Source organism: Fulvivirga ligni, from assembly GCF_021389935.1.
GTDB classification, from domain to species: Bacteria; Bacteroidota; Bacteroidia; order Cytophagales; family Cyclobacteriaceae; genus Fulvivirga; species Fulvivirga ligni.
In genome coordinates this window covers 4,815,581-4,839,368 of sequence record NZ_CP089979.1, presented here as the reverse complement: position 1 = coordinate 4,839,368, position 23,788 = coordinate 4,815,581, and the positions used below count along the sequence as shown (strand labels likewise).

General features: G+C 39.7%; 24 protein-coding genes. 23 read left to right on the top strand and 1 reads right to left on the bottom strand.

Annotated features, from left to right (window positions below):
- Positions 1 to 6 precede the first annotated feature (6 nt).
- Both LVD16_RS20155 and LVD16_RS20150 read left to right on the top strand, forming a co-directional pair.
- Positions 7 to 1,674, top strand: coding sequence for a DUF8614 domain-containing protein (locus LVD16_RS20155; protein WP_233770095.1), 1,668 nt, complete (start codon positions 7 to 9; stop codon positions 1,672 to 1,674).
- Between the two features lie 235 nt (positions 1,675 to 1,909).
- Complete coding sequence (locus LVD16_RS20150; RefSeq protein ID WP_233770094.1) at positions 1,910 to 2,695, top strand: sensor histidine kinase; 786 nt, start codon at positions 1,910 to 1,912, stop codon at positions 2,693 to 2,695.
- Positions 2,696 to 2,721: 26 nt separating this feature from the next.
- Here the strand turns inward: LVD16_RS20150 and LVD16_RS20145 are convergent, their stop codons facing one another.
- The gene (locus LVD16_RS20145; RefSeq protein WP_233770093.1) at positions 2,722 to 3,447 is read right to left on the bottom strand and encodes a DUF3891 family protein; all 726 of its coding nucleotides are present in this window, start codon (positions 3,445 to 3,447) and stop codon (positions 2,722 to 2,724) included.
- Positions 3,448 to 3,529: 82 nt separating this feature from the next.
- Here LVD16_RS20145 and LVD16_RS20140 point away from each other — a divergent pair, with 82 nt between their 5' ends.
- From LVD16_RS20140 to LVD16_RS20040, 21 genes are all read left to right on the top strand, one after another.
- Positions 3,530 to 4,075 (top strand): YcxB family protein, encoded by a 546-nt coding sequence (locus tag LVD16_RS20140; RefSeq protein ID WP_233770092.1) that lies wholly within the window; start codon positions 3,530 to 3,532, stop codon positions 4,073 to 4,075.
- Positions 4,072 to 4,467 carry an SRPBCC domain-containing protein gene (locus LVD16_RS20135; protein WP_233770091.1) on the top strand — a complete coding sequence of 132 codons (396 nt, stop codon included), beginning with the start codon at positions 4,072 to 4,074 and terminating at the stop codon, positions 4,465 to 4,467. The genes LVD16_RS20140 and LVD16_RS20135 overlap by 4 nt, the downstream gene beginning before the upstream one ends.
- A gap of 730 nt (positions 4,468 to 5,197) precedes the next feature.
- Positions 5,198 to 5,620, top strand: a complete 423-nt coding sequence (locus tag LVD16_RS20130; protein ID WP_233770090.1) for a hypothetical protein — start codon at positions 5,198 to 5,200, stop codon at positions 5,618 to 5,620.
- A 562-nt stretch (positions 5,621 to 6,182) separates the two neighbouring features.
- Positions 6,183 to 6,548 (top strand): DUF1801 domain-containing protein, encoded by a 366-nt coding sequence (locus LVD16_RS20125; protein WP_233770089.1) that lies wholly within the window; start codon positions 6,183 to 6,185, stop codon positions 6,546 to 6,548.
- Positions 6,545 to 8,119, top strand: coding sequence for a sulfatase family protein (locus LVD16_RS20120; protein WP_233770088.1), 1,575 nt, complete (start codon positions 6,545 to 6,547; stop codon positions 8,117 to 8,119). The genes LVD16_RS20125 and LVD16_RS20120 overlap by 4 nt, the downstream gene beginning before the upstream one ends.
- Before the next feature lie 2 nt (positions 8,120 to 8,121).
- Positions 8,122 to 8,829, top strand: a complete 708-nt coding sequence (locus tag LVD16_RS20115; RefSeq protein WP_233770087.1) for a YqjF family protein — start codon at positions 8,122 to 8,124, stop codon at positions 8,827 to 8,829.
- Positions 8,829 to 9,401, top strand: coding sequence for a hypothetical protein (locus LVD16_RS20110; RefSeq protein WP_233770086.1), 573 nt, complete (start codon positions 8,829 to 8,831; stop codon positions 9,399 to 9,401). The genes LVD16_RS20115 and LVD16_RS20110 overlap by 1 nt, the downstream gene beginning before the upstream one ends.
- Positions 9,391 to 10,062 (top strand): hypothetical protein, encoded by a 672-nt coding sequence (locus LVD16_RS20105; RefSeq protein ID WP_233770085.1) that lies wholly within the window; start codon positions 9,391 to 9,393, stop codon positions 10,060 to 10,062. The genes LVD16_RS20110 and LVD16_RS20105 overlap by 11 nt, the downstream gene beginning before the upstream one ends.
- A 59-nt stretch (positions 10,063 to 10,121) precedes the next feature.
- Positions 10,122 to 10,655, top strand: a complete 534-nt coding sequence (locus tag LVD16_RS20100) for a hypothetical protein (RefSeq protein WP_233770084.1) — start codon at positions 10,122 to 10,124, stop codon at positions 10,653 to 10,655.
- Positions 10,656 to 10,729: 74 nt separating this feature from the next.
- A complete protein-coding gene (locus tag LVD16_RS20095) occupies positions 10,730 to 11,146 on the top strand; it encodes a septal ring lytic transglycosylase RlpA family protein (protein WP_233770083.1) in 417 nt (138 codons plus the stop codon).
- A gap of 110 nt (positions 11,147 to 11,256) precedes the next feature.
- Positions 11,257 to 11,943: a response regulator transcription factor gene (locus LVD16_RS20090; protein ID WP_233770082.1), complete on the top strand. Its 687-nt coding sequence runs from the start codon at positions 11,257 to 11,259 to the stop codon at positions 11,941 to 11,943.
- Entirely contained in the window at positions 11,940 to 13,313 is a 1,374-nt protein-coding gene (locus LVD16_RS20085) for a sensor histidine kinase (protein WP_233770081.1), read from the top strand. Before LVD16_RS20090 ends, LVD16_RS20085 begins: the two co-directional genes overlap by 4 nt.
- 84 nt (positions 13,314 to 13,397) lie before the next feature.
- A complete protein-coding gene (locus LVD16_RS20080; RefSeq protein ID WP_233770080.1) occupies positions 13,398 to 13,892 on the top strand; it encodes a hypothetical protein in 495 nt (164 codons plus the stop codon).
- Positions 13,870 to 14,367 (top strand): hypothetical protein, encoded by a 498-nt coding sequence (locus LVD16_RS20075; protein ID WP_233770079.1) that lies wholly within the window; start codon positions 13,870 to 13,872, stop codon positions 14,365 to 14,367. Before LVD16_RS20080 ends, LVD16_RS20075 begins: the two co-directional genes overlap by 23 nt.
- A 13-nt stretch (positions 14,368 to 14,380) precedes the next feature.
- A complete protein-coding gene (locus LVD16_RS20070; RefSeq protein ID WP_233770078.1) occupies positions 14,381 to 15,169 on the top strand; it encodes a YoaK family protein in 789 nt (262 codons plus the stop codon).
- Positions 15,170 to 15,435: 266 nt separating this feature from the next.
- Positions 15,436 to 15,765, top strand: coding sequence for a PadR family transcriptional regulator (locus tag LVD16_RS20065; RefSeq protein ID WP_233770077.1), 330 nt, complete (start codon positions 15,436 to 15,438; stop codon positions 15,763 to 15,765).
- Positions 15,762 to 18,413, top strand: coding sequence for an ABC transporter permease (locus tag LVD16_RS20060; RefSeq protein WP_233770076.1), 2,652 nt, complete (start codon positions 15,762 to 15,764; stop codon positions 18,411 to 18,413). Before LVD16_RS20065 ends, LVD16_RS20060 begins: the two co-directional genes overlap by 4 nt.
- 106 nt (positions 18,414 to 18,519) lie before the next feature.
- Positions 18,520 to 19,200 carry a response regulator transcription factor gene (locus LVD16_RS20055; protein ID WP_233770075.1) on the top strand — a complete coding sequence of 227 codons (681 nt, stop codon included), beginning with the start codon at positions 18,520 to 18,522 and terminating at the stop codon, positions 19,198 to 19,200.
- Entirely contained in the window at positions 19,200 to 20,453 is a 1,254-nt protein-coding gene (locus tag LVD16_RS20050) for a sensor histidine kinase (RefSeq protein ID WP_233770074.1), read from the top strand. Before LVD16_RS20055 ends, LVD16_RS20050 begins: the two co-directional genes overlap by 1 nt.
- A 172-nt stretch (positions 20,454 to 20,625) precedes the next feature.
- Positions 20,626 to 23,073 (top strand): TonB-dependent receptor, encoded by a 2,448-nt coding sequence (locus tag LVD16_RS20045; RefSeq protein WP_233770073.1) that lies wholly within the window; start codon positions 20,626 to 20,628, stop codon positions 23,071 to 23,073.
- A gap of 122 nt (positions 23,074 to 23,195) precedes the next feature.
- Positions 23,196 to 23,780, top strand: a complete 585-nt coding sequence (locus LVD16_RS20040; protein ID WP_233770072.1) for an outer membrane beta-barrel protein — start codon at positions 23,196 to 23,198, stop codon at positions 23,778 to 23,780.
- Positions 23,781 to 23,788 lie beyond the last annotated feature (8 nt).

Genomic DNA, 23,788 nt, shown 5'->3' with positions numbered 1-23,788 from the left:
TATACAATGAACCGAATGATACCAAAACTACTATCACTGGCTTTTGCGGCCAGTGTTTTCTATAGTTGTGATTCACCGAAAAAGTCTGAGGATAAAGCCACTGACGCCGATACCACGGCTCAGGAATCCGCTTATAAGGCTTTACTGGATAAATACACTGAAGTAACACTCACCACCGATGTGAGTAAGCTCAGCGATAACCAAAAGAAAATGATCCCACTCCTCATCCAGGTAGGTGAGATTATGGATAGCCTCTTTTGGTTTGAAGCTTATGGAAAAAGAGATTCGCTTTTTAGCGCATTGAAAGATAATGATGCTAAGAAGTTTACCACCATCAACTATGGGCCCTGGGATAGACTAAATAATAATCAGCCATTTATTGAAGGAGTAGGAGCGAAGCCTGCAGGTGCTAACTTCTATCCTGAAAATATGGATAAGGCAGAGTTTGAAAGCGCTAATCTGGAGGGAAGTAAGTCTCTTTATACCTTCATAAGAAGAACTGAAGAGGGTGGCCTCAAAGTGGTGCCTTATTATGACATGTTCTCCGATCAGGTGAACAGAGCAGCCGATTTATTGAAAAAAGCAGCTGGATATGCTGATAACGAGCAGTTGAAAAAATACCTCAACCTTCGTGCAGAGGCATTACTAACAGATGAGTATTATGATAGTGATATCGCCTGGATGGATATGACTACCAACCAAATAGATATTATTGCTGGCCCTATTGAAAACTATGAGGACCAGTTATATGGCTACAAAGCTTCGCATGAGGCTTATGTTTTGGTGAAGGATATGGAATGGAGTGAGAAACTGGCCAAATATGCTACGCTCTTGCCCGAGTTACAAAAAGGCATACCTGTAGCTGAAGAGTACAAAGCTGAAAAGCCTGGTTCTGATTCTCAATTAGCAGCTTTTGATGTTATCTATTATGCTGGTGATTGTAATGCTGGCAGCAAAACTATCGCTGTGAATCTGCCTAATGATGAGGGTGTTCAGTTGAAAAAGGGTACTCGAAGATCTCAATTGAAAAATGCTATGAAAGCCAAGTTTGATAAGATTTTGGTGCCAATAGCTGATGAACTGATTGACGAAAGTCAGCGTAAGCACATCACTTTTGACGCCTTCTTTGCTAACACCATGTTTCATGAGGTAGCACATGGATTGGGTATTAAAAATACCATTAATAACAAAGGTACAGTGCGTGAGGCCTTGAAGGAAAATGCTTCTGCCTTGGAAGAAGGTAAAGCAGATATTCTTGGCCTTTATATGATCACCTGGCTGCATGAAAGAGATGAAGTAGATGGTGAATTGATGGATTATTACACTACCTTCCTGGCCAGTATTTTTAGATCTGTAAGATTTGGAGCTTCAAGCGCTCACGGTAAGGCCAACATGATCAGGTTCAATTACTTCAAAGAACAAGGCGCCTTTACCAGAAATCCGGAGACAGGAAAGTACAAAGTAGATTTCGAAAAAATGGCAGTAGCTATGAACTCGCTATCTGAGAAAATATTGACTCTTCAGGGTGATGGTGATTATGATGGTGTAAGTCAACTTGTGACTGACAAAGCTATGATCTCAGCCGAGCTTCAGGGTGATTTGGACCTTCTTACAGAGAAGAATATTCCAGTAGACATTGTCTTCAAACAAGGGGTGAAAGTGCTCGGACTTTAACCTGAAAAACTAGCAAAATTTCAGAGCTGTTCTGTAATAGTTGACCGTTAGCTAAATGGGTTTACTTTTATAGGACAGCTTTTTTTGTGACATTTTTCCCCACGGGGAATTGGGGAAACCGTGGTATACATTCCCCTCATTGAAATTGTGGAAATGGGTATATAATACTAAAAATGGCGATTTTAAAATTGGCACGTTATAAGCATAGCAAATGATGAACGTAAAATGTGAAAATATGCCATACGTCGACAACGCAATCCTAAACCCGATAGACGACATAAATATTAACCCGCTTTTCAACTCTTCAAGCTATGGCTTAAAAGTTAACCGAGCTGAATCAGCAGAAGAAAAAGCGGAAAAAAATAAGCTAGAATTCAACCAGCTAGTACACGACCTAAAAAGCCCGGTAAATTCATTAAAAGGAATAGTAGAGCTTGCTCAACTTAGACTGCAAGGAGGTGAAATAAAGGAATATCTTGAAATGATGGATAGTTGCCTTGCCAAGCTAGAATCTAAGATTACCAATACCTTAGACATGTGCCAGAAAGGTCTTTTAGGTAATGAAGCTGAAGAAATTAGTTTTGAAGATCAAATCCAGGATATTTTAATGACCATGCGTCATGTTAAAGGATTTGAAGAAGTGAGTTTTGATATTCAGGTAGCCCATAGTGCGCCTTTTTATGCTCCAAAGCCTGTCATTGAATCAATCCTTCAAAACTTATTTGAAAATGCAGTAAAGTACAGATGTCCTGAAAAAGAAAGGTGCGAAGTGTCTGTGATGATCACTGATCATGAAGATGGTATTCGTATCAAATTTTCTGATAACGGACTTGGCATTCCAGATGATAAATTGCCTCATATATTTGAAGCTCATTTTAAATCTGAGCAGCATAAAAGCAGCAATGGACTAGGATTATTTATTGTACAGAAAGCCATTGAAAAACTTCACGGAGATCTTAAAGTTTATAGTAAAGAAGGTGAAGGAACCACTTTTGTGATCAATATTCCCAACCAAAGATAGTATAAACTTATTCAGGCTGAATTTCATCACTCATTCAGCCTGATTTTCCATTCCCTTCTTATTGGTTCAGTTTTTTCTATCGCAACCTTAAGTTCTTCATCAGAACTGAAGCTTTCCTTCTTCAATTCATAAACCTCAGCAAATACGGTAATTTCTTTTTCTTTAAAGATCCAAGGCTCCAATGTCAAATCTCCATTCTTCGCAATTATAAGATTGCAATTTTTGTCAGCTAAAGAGGGTAAGGATAAGTGATCACCTCTTTCCCAGTCGGACCTACATAATTTTAAGGAAAACTCATCGCACCATCTTAGGAATGAGTAATAATCCTTGGCTTGCTCTTCAGATAAATTTAATTCGGCTTTAATCTTCTTTTGTATATCTTCTTGTTCTGTAAGAAAACGCTTTAAATCTTCAGATTTGTCTTGCACTGAGCTATACAAGGAAGAAGTGTGCATAGATACAAGTAGGTTTATCCAACGAGATTTGTAGAAAGATTCTTTTACAACCTCTTTTGCTTGTGACAGGTCGCAGTCATATGCGGTAAAGTCCAGGGGTTCTCCCTGTTCTGAAAGGCGTGTAGAAATATTCCAGTCTTTCTGCCCATCGTCATGTTCTAAAATCGCACATAGCGTCTCTATCCATCTTGGAGGTCTAAATGCAGGCTGCACCTCATTGGCCACAAGCCCTGCTAACAGGGCATGGTTTCTTTGAAAGATAATGTCCCAGCCGTGTTTCTTGCGATTTACAATCATGGTTTGAATTTTATATCACAAACAAAGGCGAAGCGATATGGTTCGCTATATAACATTGCTATATTTGAAACAAATAGGAACAATGGCCACAAAATTCACATACCAACTTCAGGAAGAAGATTATCTCACTCAGCACTTATTTCTAGTCTCTCAAGTATCAGGAAATAAAAGAAAAATACGCTGGATCATCATGACAGGCGCATGCTTTTTCATGTCCTATTATATGTACACTAAGGGAGATGCCTGGTTTACTACTTATTTTCTCATCATTGGCGTTCTAATACTGTTTTTCTACCCGATGTATCTGCGCTGGTTATATACCAGGCATTATAAAAAGCATATCAGAAACAATTTCTCCAATAATTTTAATAAGGATGTTTCTCTGATTTTAGAAAGTGATCACCTGATTTCTGATGATTATGAGAGCCAGAATAAAATCAATTATTCCACCCTGGAGTACATGGTAGAACTGAAGCAACACTATTTCCTAAAGTTCAGTGGAGGTATGCTTCTGATATTACCAAAAGAAAGAATTGAAGATTTACCAAAGCTGAAAGAGGAACTTCAGAAGATCAGCAAAGAGCATGAAGTACCTATCAATGATGGTACAAAATGGAAGTGGAGATGACCGTTGGAAAAACTCAATCGGTTGGTTTTCAGGTAGGTGTACGAAAAACCATTAACTGTTCTTTAGAGGAATTATGGGATTACGTACTGGGCAAAGGCATGCCTTTATGGTTTGGAGATTCGAAAGAAGAGCCAGAGATAAACAAGGAACTACATAGCTCTACAGGAAATTACGGCAAGATCACCACCCTCGTCCCACAGTCACATTTCAGAATGCAGTTTAAATTCAATTCCTGGACTAACACATCTGCTGTGCAAGTAAGATTCATCAAGGCAAAAACCGGCACTACTCTCAGCTTTCATCAAGATAAGCTTACTGATGAAAGGCAAAGAGAAGAAATGAAAAGTTATTGGTCAAAAGTGCTTAATCATGTTAGTGAGGAGTTTTTATGACCTCATCCCCAACCCTTCCCCTCCTAGGAGAAGGGAGATAGTATTTTAAGCAGCAACCAACTCCAAGTCAGGCTGAGGCCCTCGAAGCCTAGACGCTCTTCGCTATCGGAATTTTTATTTAAAGCACAATCTAAAGTCCTCTCCTTGAGGAGAGGATTTAGGTGAGGTGTAGACTAAGGCCTTAGTTTGTGTTAGCATAAAGCAACCTTTCTTCACCTCATCCCCAGCCTTTCTCCTGGAAGGAGAAGGGAGCTAGTATTTATTCAACAACCATCCAAGTCAGGCTGAGGCCCTCGAAGCCTAGACGCTCTTCGCTATCGAAATTTTTATTTAAAGCACATTTTAAAGTCCTCTCCTTGAGGAGAGGATTTAGGTGAGGTGTAGACTAAAGCCTTCGTTTGTGTTCGCATAAAGCAACCTTTCTTCACCTCATCCCCAGCCTTTCTCCTGGAAGGAGAAGGGAGCTAGTATTTATTCAACAACCATCCAAGTCAGGCTGAGGCCCTCGAAGCCTAGACGCTCTTCGCTATCGGAATTTTTATTTAAAGTACAGTTTAAAGTCCTCTCCTTGAGGAGAGGATTTAGGTGAGGTGTTGACCAAAACCTTCATTTGAGTCAACCCTAAATACATCTAAAATATATCTAAACTAATATTTTCTATTATTTGAATGGTAAATTCCTGACTAATTGATTTAATTTGAAGTTTTATTAACCATTTAAGAATCATAAAATGAAGAAATGTCTACTAGTGGCCTTGTTTGCTTTGATAAGCTTTGTGAGTAAATCTCAAGATATGGCGAAAGCTACTTTATCTTATAATAGCGTAAACGCTACCCAGACCAGTATACAATTGGCGCCACCGGCCAATGTATTGGAAGATCAATATTCACTTGCCCATTACAATAAAATGATGGCAGAAAGAAAACATCCATTGGTGAAAACCGGAAAGATTCTAACTTTTATAGGCATACCATTAGCCGTAATTGGAGCTATAATGGTTGCTGATGCTGATTCGTTAAGTTATGAATGCTATAATGGTGACTGTGAAGGTGATGCGAGTGGTGCCTTTGGCGTTATTTTCCTGGCTGCAGGTGTGGGTATGACCGGTACTGGAATCGTGCTATGGACTATTGGAAACAAGAAATCTAAGTAACTTATAATAAATTTCGTTATCGAGGTCATTTCAGCTACTTGTTGGAATGGCCTTTTTATTTTCACCTCATCCCCAGCCCTTCTCCTAGAAGGAGAAGGGAGCTAGTATTTTAATCATTTACCAACTCTAAGTCAGGCTGAGGCCCTCGAAGCCTAGACGCTCTTCGCTATCGGAATTTTATTTAAAGCACAATCAAAAGTCCTCTCCTTGAGGAGAGGATTTAGGTGAGGTGTAGACCAGGGCCTTCGTTTGTATTCGCATAAAGCAGACCTTCTTCACCTCATCCCCATCCCTTCTCCTCGTAGGAGAAGGGAGCTATTATTTTAATCACTAACCAGCTCCAAGTCAGGCTGAGGCCCTCGAAGCCTAGACGCTCTTAGCTATCGGAATTTTTATTTAAAGCACAATCAAAAGTCCTCTCCTTGAGGAGAGGATTTAGGTGAGGTGTAGACCAAAGCCTTTGTTGGCACTATTAGCCACAAAACTATCACCCCAGTTCATCAAACCCAGTTCGCCTTCCACATTCCTTTTTACTTTGCCTTTTTTCGCATAGATTTAACCTATGGAACTACGGCAAATAGAAGAGTTCTACCTGGCTCAGCCATCGCCGAATCAGGAGTGTATGCTGGCCATACATTCGCTCATTCTATCTGTAGATGCCGATATTGAGACTGCCTGGAAGTATAAGCTGCCATTTTTCTGCTACCGAAAAAAAATGATGTGCTACATCTGGAAGGACAAAAAAACACAATGGCCTTACATAGGTGTGGCCGACGGCAAGCTCATTGATCATCCTTTATTGCAGGTGGGCGACCGGGCCCGGATGGCCGTAATTCCAATCAACCCTTATGAAGATTTACCGGCAGAAGCTATCAAAGAGATAGTTTCTGAAGCCATTCAAATCATTAAACGCAAATTGAAAAAATGAAAAAGTTATTGCTGGCTTTTCTTGCTTCAGGTATTCTCTTCAGTTGTTCGAAAACAGAAAAAGACAAACAAGAAAAGTCGATTGCAAAAAAGCCCAACATCCTCTTTATCATGACGGATGACCATGGGCTGCAGGCCATTAGTGCCTATCAGGGCCTTTATAAAGACGTGGCGCCTACTCCCAATATTGACAGGATAGCGCATGAAGGTGCCATTTTTACCAACGCCTTTTGTACTAACTCTATCTGCGGGCCCAGCAGGGCTTCAATTATCACAGGGAAGTACAGTCATTTAAACAAGTATTATAAAAATGAAGGCAACGGTCCGTATTCTCATTTTGATGCTGACCAGATAACGCTGCCTAAAATATTGAAGGATAATGGCTACCAAACCGCCATGGTAGGCAAGTGGCACTTGCACTCGGTGCCTCAGGGCTTTGATTATTATAATTATCACATTGCTGTGGATGGGCAGGGCTACTATTGGAACCCTGTTTATAACCAAAATGGAGATACCTTGCGGGCCAAAGGATATTCCACTAATCTGACCACCAATTATGGTTTGGACTGGTTGAAGCAGCAGAAAGGAGAAGAGCCTTTTGCTTTATTTCTTCAATACAAAGCCCCACACAGGCCATGGCGACCAGACAGTGTCTATCAGCATTTGTTTGATGGTGTGGAGATTCCGTATCCTAAAACCTTTGACGATGATTATGCCACCCGCGAACTAACAGCGGGAAAGCAGATGATGGAGGTGGGCACCTATTTGAATCGGCAGGATTTAAAATTGACCCCGCCTGAAGGGCTCACACCAAAGGAGAGGAATGACTGGCTCAGAACAGGAGATAAAGGTGAGTATTTTTCACCGTCCGATACACTGGGGGGTGAAGCCCTGAAAAGATGGAAATATCAAAGGTGGATCAAGGATTACCTGGCCGTGGTGAGGTCCGTAGATGATAATATTGGAAAGGTCCTTAAGTATTTGGATGATAATGGATTAACAGAGAATACGATTGTGGTATATACCTCAGACCAAGGTTTCTATTTGGGTGATCATGGCTGGTTTGATAAGCGCTTTATGTACGAGCCATCCTTACACATGCCATTGATGGTAAGATACCCAAAAGTGGTAAAGGCAGGACAGCAAATCGATAAAATGGTGCTTAATGTCGATTTTGCTCCTTCTCTGCTCCAAGCTGCTGGTATAGAGCCGGATAAGAGCATGCAAGGCAATGACTTCTTTACTTTGTTTGAAGGTGAAAATGTGCCCTGGAGAGAGGCTATGTACTATCATTATTATGAATACCCCAAGTGGCATAATGTGCAGCCGCATTATGGCATCAGAACAGATCGCTATAAGCTGATTCATTATTACTACAATATTGATGTTTGGGAGCTGTTTGATCTGCAGAATGATCCTGATGAATTACATAATATCTATGACGATCCTGATAATGAAGAATTGATACAAACCCTTAAAATAAAGATGGCTGAGCTGCAAAAACAATATGGAGATACCACCAGCGTTGAGGATATGAAAAAGATAACCTCACATGCCATGTTAACCTACTAAATATGAGTTTTTTAAAAGCTGAATGGAGAAAACTGGCACTGGCCAATTATGCAATAGACCCAGATATATTAAAGAAACATGTGCCACATGGCACTGAGCTGGACCTGTGGAATAACACCTGCTACGTGAGTTTAGTGGGGTTTATGTTTAAGAATACGAAATTGCTTGGGCTACCTATTCCATTTCATATCAATTTTGAAGAGGTTAACCTCAGGTTTTATGTGCGAAGCAAATATAATGGAGAATGGCGAAGGGGAGTGGTTTTTATTAAAGAGCTGGTACCTAAGCCCATGCTTACTTTTGTCGCCAACACCGTGTACCAAGAGCACTATCAAACCCTACCTATGAGCCATAAATGGGTGGAACATGAAGATCACAGGGAAGTGACCTATGCCTGGAAGTATCAAAAGGAGGAGAATATTTTCACTGTAAAGGCTGATTTAAAAGCCAGTGAAATACCTGAAGGTTCTGAAACAGAGTTTATTACCGAGCATTATTGGGGTTATACACAAGCAAAAGCGAATACCACCTTCGAATATGAAGTGACGCACCCCAGATGGCAGGCCTATTCCGTACAGGATTACAGAATAGACGTAAACTTCCCGGCACTATATGGAGATGAATTCGGCTTGCTATGTGATTTAGAACCGCAGTCAGTGATGCTGGCCGAAGGTTCTAAAATTACGGTGGAGAATAAGAGGAAGTTGTGATGAGAATATCCCTGTTCCTAATCTTATTCATCGCAGCCATGGGCTGCACCGAGAATGTTTCTGAGCAGCAGCAGGAGTCGCTTGATGCTTTGGAAAACAGGTATGTGCAGTTTTATAATGAGAAGGCTGAGGAATATTTGTTCGGAACTGGGATTGAAGTTTATGGCAAAGGTCAAAGAAAGGCAGATATGAAGGTTTTAAAAGAGGCTGAAAGTTTTATTGATATGAAAGATACTGTTATATGTGCATTGGGGCGGCAGTTGAGTGAAGCTATAGGTAAAAGTCTCTCAGATTCATTGAGGAATAATTGTGATGATGAATTGCTGAAATCATCAGTGAGGGAGAGGTTCCTTGCCAGTTGCGCAGAACAGATGGGCTCATTTTGTGGATTTTACCGGGGTTACCTAAGTCTGTTTCAGACCACAGCAAGTGGAGAAATATTAAAAATTGGTATTGCTGGAGTAAAGTTTAGAAATAAAAATGGAGATGAATTAAAATGGTTAGAAAGAAATCTTGATAATAATTGCGCGTCATGGAAATTGATTGCTAAAGAGTCTTTGTATGAAAATTAGATTAATCATAACCTTATTTTTTATTGGGACATTGTTAGGATGCCAGCAAAAAGCCGACCCAGTCTTGGTAAATAAATATTTGCAGATTAGAAGTGCACAGAAAGAGTATAATATAGAGAAGGTAGAGAGACCTTATTCAGCACTTTATGGTGAAATGATAAAAAGGGGTGATAGGCCCCAGGAAGTTCAGCTCTACCAGAAGGCAACCCAATTAATAAATTCTTATCATTCAATAGAAACGGTGGTAGATACCACATTTAAACAGCAAAGAAATGATGGTGGTGTTATTGAAAATGTCGAATTGTCTGATCTTCAAGAACTTAAAGTATCAGGGTGGTTTGCAGATGTAACTTGGCAAACTGAATCACCAAATGATCTCTTGATTCTGGAACTGCAATTGAGGCAAAAAATGATTGACAGTGTGGCTCAAGAATTGGCAGAGATACTAAAGCCATATATGGATGAGACCATTATCTATTATAACAATGATACATTGGAAGTAGCTGAGTTTTATCCAATACAGGCATTAGAAGTTAATGGAGAGTTGGTGCCGTTAAGTCCTTCAGGAGAATTTAGTTTAGAAGGGCCACTACCTCAAAGCCTTAAAGCGATGACTGATTTTGATACTGTGACTATGGATCTTTCCCATATTGAGAATTAGAGGGCATTAGTATGAGGCTATATTTGAATTTTCTGGTCGTCATTATTTTTCTTACCTGCATGAGCTGTGTGGAAGATATATCTCATGAACAGCAAACAAAGGTTGATGCTTTAGAAAGGAGATATATTGATTTTTATAACTCTGAGACTGAGAAAGGATTATTGTTTGTAGTAAATGAAACTTATTCCAAAGGCGAAAGAAAGAATGATCTGGAAGTTTTAGAAACCGCTCAATGGTTAAACGATCTGCCAGATACTGCTTTTTGCTCTAATGACATCCAATATAGAATTAAAGAGATAGTTCATAAGTATTTTTACAAAAAGTTGTTAAATCAATGTGACAACACTCTTTTAGTTGCCTTAAGTAAAGAAAAGGGGATGGAAGCATTAATGAAAAAAGTTGGCGATTGTAATATGCATTTTGTGAATGGGGTTTTTTTGTTTCAATCAGATTCTGATCCTAAAAATCTCAAGATTGGGTCGGCCTATATCAGGTTTAAGGATAATGGTTTTGATACTTACAAAAGGTATGTGAAAAAGGTCAAGGAAAATGAAATCAATTGGAATCTAGTGGCAAAATCCAAGCTCAGGTAACACAGAACTTCAAAATCAATTAAAATAAAGGAAGTTTTTCAGGATTGTTTGTTAAAGCAATAAACATCTCACCCATGAAAAGAACCATACCTATCCTTCTCCTAATCATCACAGCCTGTACTTCTGATAAACCTACTAAACCGCAGCCCGAGCCATACACTCAGGAGGGAGTCGCCTCATACTATGCGCGAATGCTGGAAGGCAGACCCACGGCCAGTGGTGATGCTTATACTAAGGACAGTCTAACCGCAGCGCATAATCAATTGCCTTTGGGTACTATTCTGCAAGTCACGAATCTGGATAATGATAGCACCGTAATGGTAGAGGTAAATGATCGTGGACCATATTCAAAAAACAGAATACTAGACCTTTCCAGAAGGGCAGCTAAAAAGCTGGGCATGATGGAGAGCGGTACCGCACATATTCGCCTGGAGGTGAAAGAGGCAGCAGAAGGATATTCCGTTAGTGATTCAATTGCTAAAAATGATTAGAAGCCTTTTTTCCTTGTAATGCCTATTTTCTAATGCCATTTTAATGTAGTTTAATCACTTAGCGCGTAATATCGTAAAGTATTGTTCCTGGGAATTCAATTTTAAATAGCATGGCAAAGATTCTGTTGGTAGAAGATGATAGTGAGGTTTGTGCCTTCATTAATAAAGGCCTGGCCGAGCAGGGCTACGATGTTAGCGTGGCCATGGAAGGATTACAGGGCAAGCAAATGGCCATTACCCACGAGTATGACCTGATCATATTAGATATTATGCTGCCCGGGATTAATGGTATAGAAATATGTAAAGCTGTGCGGGAGGTGAGGCAAACGCCCATTTTGTTTTTAACCGCTTTGGGCAGCACTGAAAATGTGGTGCTAGGTCTGGATTCAGGTGCGGATGACTATCTCAAAAAGCCTTTTAAATTCATTGAGTTATTGGCGCGCGTCCGAACATTGCTCAGAAGAAGCCCGGTTCAAACCACCTCCGATAAAGAAGATGTCTTTACCTTTTCAGATTTGGTGCTGGATGATCAGACCAAAACAGTGAAAAGGGGTGGAGTAGAGGTGTCTCTCACATCCACCGAATATAGGCTTTTGTTCATGTTCATCAAGAATGCCAAACGGGTACTTTCCAGAGTAGATATGCTGGAGGAAGTTTGGGGAGTACAGTTCGATCTGGGAACCAACGTAGTGGATGTATACGTCAATTACTTAAGGAAGAAGCTGGAGAAAGTTAATCCTAAGAGATTGATTCACACGGTGATAGGCATGGGTTATGTATTAAAAGAAGAGTCATGAAGATTCAAAACAAGATCATCTATCTGCTATTACTCATCTTCCTCAGTTACACCCTGATTTTTAGTGGATTTATTTATTATTCCATTTCTAACTACGCCTTCACTGATTTTTATAAAAGACTGGAGATCAGAGCAATTACTACTGCTAAATACCGCGTAGAGAATGAGAATCACACTAATGTGATCCGTGAACTTCGCTATGAATATCTCGAGCAGCTTCCTAATGAGAAAATCGACCTGGTAAAGCTATCTGATCTGCATGATTTTCATTTGGATACCGCTTTAAGTGGTTATGAATCACACTTTATAGAAGAAATTGTAAAGGATAGCATTGCGCATTATAACAATAACAAAAGGTTTTACTACGGAACCATTTATGAAAATACCGATCATATTAAGTATTTGGTCATTGCGTCCGCAGAGAATTATTTCATTACCCACCACATCATATACCTTCGTAACCTGCTGATCACTTCTCTCATTATAGCCTTTGTGATTATATTTTTCATATCCATTTCTTTTTCAAAACGAATCATTAAGCCCATTACGGATATTATCAATAAAGTAAAGGATATCAGTTTGCAGAGTTTGCATTTACGGCTGGAGCCTGCGGGTAATGATGGAGATACCATCAGTGACCTTACGAATACTTTCAATGATATGCTCAACCGCCTGGAGACCTCTTTTGAGACACAGAAAAACTTCATCAGCAATGCCTCTCATGAGCTTAACACGCCATTAACAGCCATTATCGGCCGAACTGAAGTTACTCTAAGTCTGGAAAGGACCAACGAAGAATATGTCCAGGCTTTGAAAACAGTGCTTTGTGAGGCCGAAAAGTTAGAGCGGAAGACCAATGCACTCCTTTATCTTGCTCGAACAGGATATAATGGCAAAATACAGAAAGAAAGCCTCGTGCGGATAGATCAGCTGCTAATGGAAGTGAAGAAAACAGCGGAGGAGATGGATGCGAATAATAAAATCATCTTTGATTTCAGCTTGCTGCCGGAGAATCCAACCCTTCTCAATACCCAGGCCAACGAGCAATTATTACACCTGGCACTTTCAAATATTGTGCTTAATGGCTGCAAATATTCTACTGATCATACGGTGTATGTAGCTGTTGGTGTGGCAGATCAGCGTATTTCAGTGATTATCAGTGATCATGGTATTGGCATTCCTGAGGAAGAACTTCAGTTTATTTACGACCCTTACTTCAGAGCATCTAACACCGGCTACCATGAGGGGTATGGTATAGGTCTGCCATTGGCCAGAAATATCATCAAGATGCATCAGGGAGATTTGGAGGTGAGGTCCGAATTAGGTGAGGGTACTACTGTCTATGTTCAATTAATTATTGCTGATGAGTAAATTTTAATCTCATCTTAATCAGTTCCTTATATCATTCTAATAGGTAGGTTATAATTTGGTCACATAATCATTAATTATTCTGTTATGATGACTAAAACAGTATTAATACCGACCGACTTTAGCGTAAGATCACTAAATCTCGCTATTGAGGCTTTAAATAAAAATCAGAATGAGCATTTAAAAATAATATTACTTCATGGCTTGTCCAGATCTATTTCCATTTCGGAATTACTTTTCGATCATCCCACTAAGAGGCTGACGGCTATGACTACTCGGGATTTTAAGAATGCTCGTAAGTTCATTGAAAACACCTACTCAACACAGTTGGTAAATATGACTGTCGATAGTTTTTCGGGAGTGAATCAAAGGGCATTTAATAATTATTTGGAAGGGAATGCTATAGATGAGATTTATGCACAGGAATCTGTGACTTTCCATCCGTATCACAAGGATAGCTTCGATTTGTATCCGTTTATTAAGCGATCCAAAGTAACTACTACCTGGGTGCCGCCAGGAGAAATGACCTTCGGTAAGGCATCTCATAATCATCAACTAAGTGCAGTTTTCTTTTCAAAATAAGATGATGGGCAGCTTAAGAATCTGGTTGATATATACATTCATATTTACAGCACTGGCCACTGTGGTTATAGGCATGATGTCTATGGACAGAAGTAATGAGCATAAGCTGCAAGGCATGTGGAGAGAGGTATCATGGGAATATGAAAAAATGGATACTGATGTTCAAAAGAGCGATGGAGCCTGGAGTATTAATGAAAAACAAAAGCTGGAAATATCCGAAGGTCTTTCCATACATGAAGCTGAAACCTGGAGTTTCAGTAAAGACGGTACGCTGGAGCTCTATAGAAACAACCAGCTTCTTAGTGAGCTAACCTGGAAAATTAAAGGCAGAGGGCATATTCTGAAGCTCATTGGGAAAGATGATAAGGCCGAGCATTATCAGATTCAAAAACTAGGAGATAATCTTATGGAGATTCACTTCAATACTGACCTTCAGGTAAGAGGAATAGTGAAAATGACCTTTGTAAGATCTTAATTATAAGCGTGTTATGTTAAGGAGGTATAGCAGTAGCAGAACTTTAGGTGATAATTTAAGACTGGGAGCACTCACAGCATTTTCAGCCGGTATGGTGAATGTTATCTCAGTGATCATATTCTTTGCTTTTACCTCCAATGTTACGGGCCATTACGCGGTATTGGCAGAAGAAATAAGTAAGGGCAATTGGTATCAGGCAGGTGTAGTCGCCACCTGGGTGATGTCATTCTGTTTTGGTGGTTTTGTTTCCAATTTGGTAATCATAAACTACACTAAGAAGAATCCATATCTCACTCATGGTATACCTGTCTTGCTGGAGATTGTTTGTTTGGTTATAACAGGTAGTTATATCCAGTTTTATTACCAGGAAACACTGGTTGAAACAGAGGTGTTGGTAGGGCTGATGTTGTTTGCTATGGGATTGCAAAACGGGTTGACCGCTAGTATTTCAAACTCTGCTGTAAAAACAACGCACCTTACCGGCCTCACTACAGATTTAGGTATGCTTTTATCTATGTTCACTAAGAAGGAATTTAGAAAAAAGAAAGCACTGGTAGCTAAGGCTAAGATTCAAATGGCCATTATGCTATCATACCTTACTGGTGGTATTGCCGCAGGATATACTTATAATACCGTAGGGTATAATGTGTTTTACATTGTGTGTTTATTCCTGCTATTGGTGTTGTTTTATGATTATTCCAGAATAACTGTGATACGATTTATGCTTAAAAGAAGGCAGCTGCCGGTGATTAATTATATATATTCAATACGTAAAAAGAGGGCATTATATAGTAAGCCATAAATAGTGCAAATAGTAATAGTAACCCTTCATGAGGTGTTGCTGCCTATCGGGTGACCACGTTCATCCCACCCGGTAGGCTTTACTTTTTCTACACAATCCACAATTCTCATTACCTCTCTGCTACAGTTCACTACATTATTATAACAAGCGGTATAGTCTGGCTTGCATTACCATTTTGTGTATTCTATCTTCATAAAACATTAGTTTTACAAATTGTATAGAAATGAATTTGTATTGTCTATATTTGTTTTACAAAATATATAGAAATGGGTAAAACATACTTAGGAGAATTCGAAGAGCTGGTACTTACCATAGTGGGTATTTTAGGAGAAGAGGCTTATGGTAACGCCATTGTAGAGGAAATTAAAGAGCGCCTAAACCGAAAGGTAAATCTTAGTGCTGTACACGTTACGCTCTACAGGCTGGAGGATAAGGGCTTAGTAACATCAGGTATGGGCGGTGCCACCGCTACCAGGGGAGGCAGACGAAAAAGGATATTTACAATATCTAATGCGGGTCTTAGTCTGCTTCATGAATTACGCGAACAGCGAATGGAGCTCTGGAGCCTTTTACCTCAACTAAAATTTGGTTTATGAAACATCAGCCTCAACCTCCCCAATGGTGTGTTCGCTTTTTGGAATGGTTTTGCCCAGAGCAACTCAGCGAAGCCATATTAGGAGATCTTTTAGAGCAATTTGACGAGGAGGTAGAGGAGAAGGGATTGAAAAGTGCCAGGTGGAGATTTGTGTGGAACGTGCTGCTGTTTTTCAGGCCGGGAATATTGTTTAGAAACAATTTCAAACTCAAAATAATCAACACCATTATGTTTAGTAACTACTTCAAAATTGCCTTCCGGAGCATTATGAAAAGGAAACTCTACTCTTTTATCAATGCCTTTGGTCTAAGTATAGCAATAGCCTTTTGTGTACTTATCTACCTGTATATCAGTCATGAGCGTAGCTTCGACCAGTTTCATGAAAATAAAGATCGATTATATAGAATATCAGAGACCAGTTATGATTTGTGGAATTATGAGCCTGGCTATCAAACTTCTGTGTATTTGCAGTTAGGTCTGGGGCCGGTGCTTTTGGAAGAGATTCCTGAAATAGAGAAAATGACTCGTTTTAATGGTGGAGGTGAAGCCATTTTGAAACATGGCGATAAGATATTTACAGAAAGGATCACTTATGTAGATAAAGACTTCTTCACCATGTTCTCTTTCCCTCTTGTGTCTGGTAATATAAACAAATTGCTGGATGACAAGCATGATATCATTCTTACGCCCGAAGTGGCTGAAAAGTATTTTCAGGATGAAAATCCTTTAGGTAAAACATTGGAGCTGGATTATGACGGTAAGAATGAGATTTTTACGGTGTCAGGAGTTATTTCCGAATCTCCTTCTAATTCCAGCTTAGAGTACGGCGTTCTTATTTCTCAGGAGAATAGAATGTGGTATGATAGGAACATGACCAGCTGGAATAGTTACAGCACGCCGTTATTTATCCAGCTGAGAGAAGGGGCCGATGCAGCTGTTCTGAAAGGTAAGTTTGACGCGGTGATAGATAAGTACATGGGCGAAGATCTGGAGCTGGATAGAGAGGAATATAATGTTCCTGAAGATGTAGTCATGGTGTCTTATGATGCTCAGAATATACTGGATATCCACTTAGATACTAAAATTCATTGGGCTAATAGTAGTGATCCGCAGTATGCTCTTATTCTTGGCGGTATCGCACTGCTTATCATGATTATTGCCTGTATTAACTACGTGGCTTTGGCGCTTACAACTTCCGCAGCCAGAAAAAAGGAAGTTGGGGTGAGAAAAGCAATTGGTGCTCAAAAGAATCAGCTGGTAAGTCAGTTTACGTTTGAGTCTATCACATTAGCTTTTATCTCCATGATCCTAGGTATGCTACTCATGGTGCTCTTTTTGCCCTATTTCAATGACTTTACCAATCGAAATATAGAGCTTACTTCCATCAATTGGTTTGAGCTTGTAGGTGTGGTAATGTTGTTAACTTTATTCATAGGCTTTTTGGCCGGCAGCTACCCTTCTTTGTTTCTATCTTCCTTTAAAACCTCTCATGTACTCAAAGGAGGCTTTACTTCTAAGCTAAAGGCGTCTTTTACCAAACCTTTGGTGGTGCTTCAATTCGCGCTTTCAGCCTTTTTGATGATCAGTTCTGTGATTATGTATAAGCAGATGGAGTATGTTACTACCAAAGATTTAGGCTTTGATAAAGAGCAGGTGCTAGTGGCTAACATGCATATGGGGTATAGCGTGGAAAGCAATAAAATGGTGGAAAGATTAAGGACAGCGCTGGAGGCAGAGCCAGAGGTAGTTTCAGTGGCAGGTACAAGCACCTCTTTTGGCCATGGTTGGAACATGCGCGGATTCACCTATGAAGGCCATCAAAAATCAGCCATGCTGTATACAGTAGATCCTAATTTCATTTCATTGTTAGATATTGAATTAGTAGAAGGTAGAAATTTTGATCCTAATCTGGCTTCTGATTCTAATGCCGTGATTGTGAATGAGGCACTTGTAAAAGATTTAGGTTGGGAAAATCCACTATCTCAATATCTCAACTACAATGAGGACAGTGCCAGCAGGGGAGAGCAAGTAGTGGGTGTAATGAAGAACTTCATGAATGTCTCGTTGAGAAGTGATGTAAGGCCAATGTTTATTAGCCTCAAAGAAGGATACTTAACTACAGCACTCGTTAAGGTGAATACGCAGGATATGCCTGCCACTATTGCAAAAATTGAAGACCGTTGGAGAGAAGTAGTGCCTGGAAAACCTTTTGATTATACTTTTATGGATCAGGATCTGGCTAATCAGTATGGGGCATCACAAAGATGGATGAAGATCATGGGGCTGGCCACGGGCTTTGCTATCCTTATCTCTTGTTTGGGCTTGTTTGGTCTGTCTGGCATCAATGCGCTGAACAGAACCAAGGAGATTGGTATAAGAAAAGTGTTTGGTGCTGAGGTGCTGAATATATTCATTTTACTAAATAGGCAATATATCTGGTTGGCTATCATAGCTTTTGGTCTCGCAGCTCCTGTGGCATGGTATGTTATGACTAATTGGTTGTCAGACTTTCATTATGCCATTGATATGGGCTGGGAACTCTTTGGGCTAAGCATGCTTCTGGGGGTGCTGGTGGCCTTGCTAACGGTGAGCTATCATGGTGTAAGGTCTGCCTTTACTAACCCGGCAGATACACTGAAGTACGAATAAAAAATAAACTCAAAGGCCGATCTTCCAAATGGAAATCGGCCTCTTTTTTTGTGCAATGCCTTAACTTCAAATTATCTTCAAAAACTATCAATAACTTTAGGCCTTTATGAAGATTTTAATTGTTGAAGATCAGAAGGAATTGGCTCAGAATATTACCGCTTATCTGAGCAAAGAAGGCTACGTGTGCGAGTGGGCTCCTGATTACAGAACAGCCATAGATAAACTTGCAGGTTATAACTATGATATGGTTTTGCTAGATCTCATGCTACCCGACGGTAACGGGTTAGATATACTTCGATACATTAAAAGAGAAGATGCCGACATGGGGGTACTCATCCTTTCAGCAAAAAATGCGCTGGATGATAAAATCAATGGCCTCGATCTGGGCGCAGATGACTATCTGGCTAAGCCATTTCACCTTTCTGAGCTCAACGCCAGGGTGAAAGCCATCTTCCGAAGAAGAAACCTGTCAGGTTCTCATGATATGGTTTTTAATGAGATTTCCATCAATACGGACACCATGGAGGTGAAGGTAAATGAAGACTACCTTGATCTTACCAGAAAGGAATATGAAATGCTACTTTACATGTTAGTAAATAAAAACAGAGTGCTTACCAAGCAGAGTATCGCTGAGCACCTCTGGGGTGACTACATGGATTCTGTAGACTCATTTGATTTTGTGTATCAGCACATTAAGAACTTAAGAAAGAAGATCACCAAAGCCGGTGGGAAGGATTATATCCAAACCATGTACGGCTCAGGATATAAATTTAACGCCAAGGCATAGTGAGACTGATTTACAAGATTACCCTTCTTTACTTATTTATATCGCTTTTGGTGTTCCTGCTGGGGTCTGCCATTACTTATCAGGTGATAAAAAGAGAGATAGACTTTGAACAGCAGCGGTTTTTGAAAGATCGTTTGACGTGGGCGGAGCGGTTTATAGTAAGGAAAAACCTGAAGAAGACCTTTTCACATGATAAAATTACCATCATTCCCTTAGAAGGAGAAGTGAAAGAGTCCGAAATAGCCTTCTCTGATACCATAGTTATGCATTCTACTTTGCAGCGCTTAGAACCGCACATTAAGCTGGATGTGATAAGGAAAGTGGGAGATGGTTTTTACAAAATTTCCATTTATGACCTTATCGTTGAAGAAGATGATATTGCCGATGGCGTTCAGGAATCACTCATAAAAGTGTTTTTATTATTGACAGTGGTGGTGTTGGTGCTCAGTGCGGTGGCTTCATACTATATTTTTAAGCCTTTCAATCTTACCCTTCAGAAAATTAAGGGTTTTAACATCAAAGGTAATAAGCCTATTGCCTATGAGAAATCGGGTACTAAGGAGTTCGATAACCTTAATATGTTCCTTTCTGAAATGACAGATAAGAGTAGAAAGGATTATCAGGCTTTAAAGGAATTTTCAGAAAACGCCTCGCATGAAATGCAAACTCCACTGGCCATTGCTAACGGCAAGCTGGAGCTCTTGATGGAATCAGAAAACCTTACTGATGAGCAGGTTGTATTGGTTTATTCAGCTCAAAGTTCCATCCAGCGCCTTTCTAAATTGAGCAGCGCACTGTCTCTGCTTACTAAGATAGAAAACAAGGAATTTGAAAATATTGAAGAAGTAGACCTCAGTGATCTGCTTAATCAATTACTTTTTGACTTTAAAGAATTAATGGAATTGAAGTCCATCGAGTCATCAGCCATGATAGATGAAGGGGTGAAGATATCTATTGATCCTGTTTTAGCTGCCATTTTGGTCAATAACCTGTTTCAAAATGCTATAAGGCATAATTATGAAAATGGCTATTTAAAAATTAAGCTTACTAATAGAAAACTCACCATTGTGAATACAGGTGAGCCATTGCTTTCCCCACCGGAAGCTATGTTTGAGCGTTTTAGAAAAAACAATCAGAGTAGAGAGAGTATCGGTCTGGGCTTGGCTATAGTTCATAAAATATGTGAGGTGAACCAGCTGGGTCTTCTTTATGAGTTTAAAGATGGCGAACACATAGTAAGTGTGAAATTTTAACTTAAACATGTGTTAGTTCTTACTGTTCTATTGGTGTGCGCTTACACTAATTTTCAACCTTTTACACGAAGAAATCGCACTTAATTAAAACTTCAGATTTTCTTCAAATTTTAATCAAATTTAGATCAGACCATAGGTGTAGCTTTACACCTCAGTTGATAACAATGTTTTTATGAGATTACTAATATCTATTTTTTTATTATTGGGTGCTGTCACCTTAAAGGCAGAAAATTCACCATCGCCGGCTAAGCCTTTTACTATTAAAGGAAAACTGGTAGATGCAGAGACGGGCAAGGGATTAGAGTATGCTTCTGTAAGTATTTTGGCTGCGGTAGATAGTGCCCTGGTTACAGGAGGTGTTACTGACATGAATGGCGTATTCTCTATTGAGGTGGCCAAGGGAAAATATATCGTTAAAACAGAATTCATTTCTTATAAAGCCAAATACTTCAGAGCAGAAGTAAATTCAGACAACAAGGTAGTAGACCTTGGAAACATCACACTTAGTCCAGATACTGAAACTTTAAAGGAAGTAGTAGTTACGGCTCAGAAAAGCCAAATGGTAATGGAGCTGGATAAGAGAGTTTTTAACGTAGGACAGGATTTAAGTAACATAGGTGCTAACGCAGCTGATATTTTGGATAATGTACCTTCTGTTAATGTTGATATAGATGGAAATGTGAGTCTAAGAGGTAGCTCCAATGTGAAGATTTTGGTCAATGGAAAGCCTTCAGGCCTTATTGGTATCAGTAGTACCGATGCTTTGAGACAGCTTCAGGGTAACTTAATCGAGAGAATTGAGGTGGTTACTAACCCATCTGCAAGGTATCAGGCAGAAGGAAATGCTGGTATTATCAATATCATCCTAAAGAAAGATTCTAACGAAGGAGTAAACGGTTCATTTACGGCCAATTTGGGTTACCCTGCTAATTATGGGCTTTCTTTTAATGTTAATTATAGAAAGAAATGGCTCAACATGTTTGCGAATTATGGTACAAACTATCGCAACAGCCCAGGATCTGGTTATTCTAATCAGGAGTTTTATAATGATGGTTACACCACTAGCCGTAGAACAGACAGAGATAGAACCAGAGGAGGTATTTCACATAATTTTAGAGTAGGATCAGATTTTTACCTGAGTGAGAAGAGTATCCTCACCTTGTCGGGTCTTTATAGAATATCTGATGAAGATAATGAGACCGAGCTGATCTATAGAAATTATGACCGCAATCGTATGTTAATTGCTGATTCGTTAAGAACGGATGATGAGGCAGAGGACGAAGAAAATATGGAATACGCTCTTAACTTCACCCATGATTTCGCTAAAGAAGGACATAAGTTAACGGCTGATGTTCAGTATAGAGAAAGTGACGAAGTGGAAGATTCTGAGCAAAAACAAGGAGCAAGACCTGGTGCCAATGAAAATTTCACGCCTAACTTGTTTCAGCAGTCGCTCAATGAAGAGTCAGAAAAGAATTTGCTTTTACAGACTGATTATGTTTACCCTTTCTCCAAGCAAGGGAAGATTGAAGCGGGGCTTAGAGGAAACCTGAGAAGAATAGATAACAATTATATTGTTGAGGAGAGGAACAATGAAGGTGTTTTTGAGCAGCTGCCTGGTTTTTCTAATAACTTCAAATACGAAGAAAATATCTATGCTGCTTATGCCATTTATGGTAATAAATGGAGCGATTTTTCTTTTCAATTAGGCTTAAGATCAGAGCTTACAGACATCACTACTGAGCTGGTGACCACCGGAGAAAAAACAGATAAGAACTACATAGGCTTTTTCCCAAGTGCTCATGTTACTTATGAGTTGGGGAATGAAAACTCAGTGCAGGCCAGCTATAGCCGCAGACTAGATAGACCAAATTTCTGGAACCTGAATCCGTTTAGTAATTACACTGACCCAAGAAGTATTAGAGCAGGTAATCCTGATCTGAATCCAGAATATACCAACTCCTTTGAGTTAGGCTATTTGAAAAACTGGAATGCTGGTTCTGTATTCTCAAGTGTATATTATAGACATACCACAGATGTGATAGACCGCATCAGGTATCAAGATGTAGTGAATGGTGATACGGTGCTTTTTGCTATCCCACAAAACCTGAGCTATAGAGATTCATATGGTGTGGAATTCACTGTATCTCAAGACATTGGTGAGTGGTGGAAGCTGAACGGTAACGTTAACTTCTATCGTCAGATGACTGAGGGCCAATATGGTGAGCAGGACCTTTCTAGTGATACCTATACCATGTCCGCCAGAGTAACTTCTAAAATGACTTTATTCAATGCCTTTGATTACCAGCTAAGTGGTAGGTACAGTGCGCCGCAGACTAGCCCGCAGAGTAAAAGAAAGGCCTTTTATACCATAGATATGGGACTTAGCAAGGAGATATTAGATAAAAAAGGAACCATAACCCTTAACGTAAGAGACATTCTCAATTCACGAAAGTGGAGAGGAGAGACCTTCGGTAATAATTTTTATGAAGAGTCTGAGTTTCAATGGAGAGCTCGCCAAATTTTGCTCTCTTTCACCTACCGCTTAAACCAGAGAAACAAACCTAACCGTGAAGAACGCGGTGGCGATGGCTATGGTGGTGATGATGCAGACTTTTAATTTTGTTTTGTGCATGTAGTTTAAAAGCCAGTTGAGAGACTGGCTTTTTTTATTTTTTCCTGTTATAGTTTAAATGATAATATTAGATTCGCGCTGGTTTAATAAAAAATTTTTAGAAAATAATGAAAAAAGCGTTACTCATAGCAGTGCTTATGGTTAGTGTAATGACCGTTCAAAGTGGCTATGCTCAGATTCAGAAGGGAAATTTTATGGTAGGTGGAGATGCTACTTTTGATTTCGGTAAAAGTGATGGAGTTAAGTATTCTAAGACTGCCATAAATCCAACGGTCGCCTACTTCCTGGTGAATAGATTGGCCCTTGGGCTACAAGGATCACTTGGAGCCACGGTGTATGATAGAGGCTCTGCAGATGCTAGGCAGTTTTCGACCTTAGCCATTGGTCCTTTGGCTCGATTCTATTTCAATGAAAATAAATTTTCTGTATTTGCCGAAGCAGGCTACCTACACGAATCTTTAGTGGTAGGACCTGCGGAAGATTTTGTGCTTATAAGCTATACCGGGCAAGATGAGAACCGGGAGCAATACTCTTATAGCCATCTGGATTTGGGAGTAGGCTGTAGCTTTTTTTTAAATGATCATGTAAGCATAGATGCTATTCTTGCTTACCATAAAAATCTGACTGAGAATGGGTACAGTAGAGGTCAAAAACAAATCTCATTAAATTTTGGGTTTCAAATTTTTCTATAAGCTTATCA